The organism is Streptomyces alkaliterrae (assembly GCF_007097205.2).
Classification (GTDB): Bacteria; Actinomycetota; Actinomycetes; order Streptomycetales; family Streptomycetaceae; genus Streptomyces; species Streptomyces alkaliterrae.
This window is the reverse complement of the sequence record NZ_VJYK02000510.1, coordinates 1-2,395: the sequence shown is the minus strand read 5'-3', so window position 1 is coordinate 2,395 and position 2,395 is coordinate 1. Positions and strand designations below refer to the sequence as shown.

Sequence of the window (2,395 nt, the reverse complement as noted above, 5' to 3'; positions counted from 1 at the left end):
CACCCAGGGCATGCCCGGGCAGGGCATACCCGGCGGCTACCCCGGCGCCCCGGTCCCCCAGCCGCCCAAGAAGAAGAACAAGGCCGGCATCATCATCGCCGCGATCCTCGTCCCGCTGGCGCTGGTCGGCGTCGGCATCGCCGTGTTCGGCGGCGACGACAGCAAGGAGCTCGAGGTCGGCGACTGCCTCCGGAACAAGGGCTCGGACAACAGCCCCGACCTGGAGCGGCTCGACTGCGACAACAGCGAGGCAAGCCACAAGGTCCTGAAGAAGGTCAACGGCATCACCGGCAACTTCGCCTGCACAAGCGTGCCGGGCACCGAGGCCGTCTTCACCCTTCAGGAAGGCAGCACCCGCTTCACGCTCTGCCTCGGTCCCGCGGGCGACTGACCGGGCTGAGCAGACTCGCTCAAGCAGCGCGGGAGCGCCGACTGGTTGTGTTCCACGACGTTTCACGTGAAACACAACCAACCCAGCCAACACAGTCGGACCGGCCCTCTGCGACCCCCCACGGGATACGGAAGAAACAGCGGCGGGTGTGGGTGTTTCACGTGAAACACCCACACCCGCCGCTGTCATCGCAAGACAGTCACCGCGCAGGGGCGGGAAGCCTCAGCCCTGCTGCTCCGCCCACCAGTGCTTGAGGGCGGCGACGGCTTCCTCCCGGGCCATCGGGCCGTGCTCAAGACGCATCTCCAGCATGTGGCGGTAGGCCTGGCCCACCTGAGGACCGGGGCCGATGTCCAGGATCTCCATGATCTGGTTGCCGTCCAGATCAGGCCGGATGGCGTCCAGCTCCTCCTGCTCCTGTAGCTTCGCGATCCGCTCCTCCAGCCCGTCGTACGCCCGGGCCAGCGCGTTGGCCTTGCGCTTGTTGCGGGTGGTGCAGTCCGAGCGGGTCAGCTTGTGCAGCCGGTCGAGCAGCGGGCCGGCGTCCCGCACGTAGCGGCGGACCGCCGAGTCCGTCCACTCCCCGGCGCCGTAGCCGTGGAAGCGCAGGTGCAGTTCCACCAGCCGGGAGACGTCCTTCACCAGCTCGTTGGGGTACTTCAGCGCGGTCATGCGCTTGCGGGTCATCTTCGCGCCGACCACCTCGTGGTGGTGGAAGGAGACCCGACCGTCCTTCTCGAAGCGCCGGGTGCGCGGCTTGCCGATGTCGTGCAGCAGCGCCGCGAGCCGCAGCACCAGGTCCGGACCGTCGTCCTCCAGGTCGATGGCCTGCTCGAGCACGGTCAGGGAATGCTCGTAGACGTCCTTGTGCCGGTGGTGCTCGTCCCGTTCCAGCCGCAGGGCCGGGATCTCCGGCACCACCCGCTCGGCGAGCCCGGTGTCCACCAGGATCCGCAGCCCCTTGCGCGGGTGCGCGGAGACCACCAGCTTGTTGAACTCGTCCCGGATCCGCTCGGCGGAGACGATGTCGATCCGCTCGGCCATCGCCGTCATCGCCTCGATGACCGTGTCGTCCACCGTGAAGTCGAGCTGCGCCGCGAAGCGCGCCGCGCGCATCATCCGCAGCGGGTCGTCGGAGAAGGACTGCTGCGGAGTGCCCGGCGTCCGCAGCATCCGCCTCGCCAGGTCCTCCAGCCCGCCGTGCGGGTCGACGAAGGTCTTCTCCGGCAGCGCGACGGCCATCGCGTTGACGGTGAAGTCACGTCGGACGAGGTCCTCCTCGATCGAATCGCCGTAGGAGACCTCGGGCTTGCGCGACGTACGGTCGTACGCCTCGGAACGGTAGGTGGTGATCTCGATCTGGTAGGACGGCCCGTCCGGGCCGGCCGCCTTCTGGCAGCCCACCGTGCCGAACGCGATACCGACCTCCCAGACGGCGTCCGCCCACGGCCGCACGATCCGCAGCACGTCCTGGGGGCGGGCGTCGGTGGTGAAGTCCAGGTCGTTGCCGAGGCGGCCGAGGAGCGCGTCCCGTACGCTGCCGCCGACCAGCGCGAGCGAGAACCCGGCCTGCTGGAAGCGGCGGGCTAGATCATCGGCGACGGGCGCGACTCTCAGCAGCTCGCTCACCGCGCGGCGCTGCACGGCGCTCAGCTCGGTGCTCGACGGCTGGACCTGGTTGTCTGCGTTGGCGTTGGACACGACAGAACAGACTACGTGCCGGGGGCCTGGGGGGCCGCGCCTGCGGGGGCCGCTGTTCCCACTGCTCCCACGACGAGGGGCGCCAGGGCAAGCACGGCCGCCGTACCGCGCAGCAACCGTCGGGGCGCGGCCGCGGTACGGGTCCTGTGCTGTCTCGCCGCTTCGGCCACGCGCTGGTCCGTCCTGTCTTCCGTGCGCTGTGCGGTTCGGTGGTCTTGCGCACTGCTGATGCTAACGATTGCCGACACCGTCGGGTGCCGCCGAGTCCACCGGTGGGCGGGCGCCCGGAGGTGTGGGGGACGG

Annotated in this window: 2 protein-coding genes; one reads left to right on the top strand and one right to left on the bottom strand. The window is 69.7% G+C overall.

Annotation, left to right across the window (positions count from 1 at the left end):
* Positions 1 to 391 (top strand): LppU/SCO3897 family protein (locus FNX44_RS28355; RefSeq protein WP_173019298.1); only part of this gene is annotated, 391 nt, incomplete at its 5' end.
* Between the two features lie 222 nt (positions 392 to 613).
* Here the strand turns inward: FNX44_RS28355 and FNX44_RS26210 are convergent.
* Positions 614 to 2,092, bottom strand: coding sequence for a CCA tRNA nucleotidyltransferase (locus tag FNX44_RS26210; protein ID WP_143651463.1), 1,479 nt, complete (start codon positions 2,090 to 2,092; stop codon positions 614 to 616).
* Between the last annotated feature and the right edge of the window lie 303 nt (positions 2,093 to 2,395).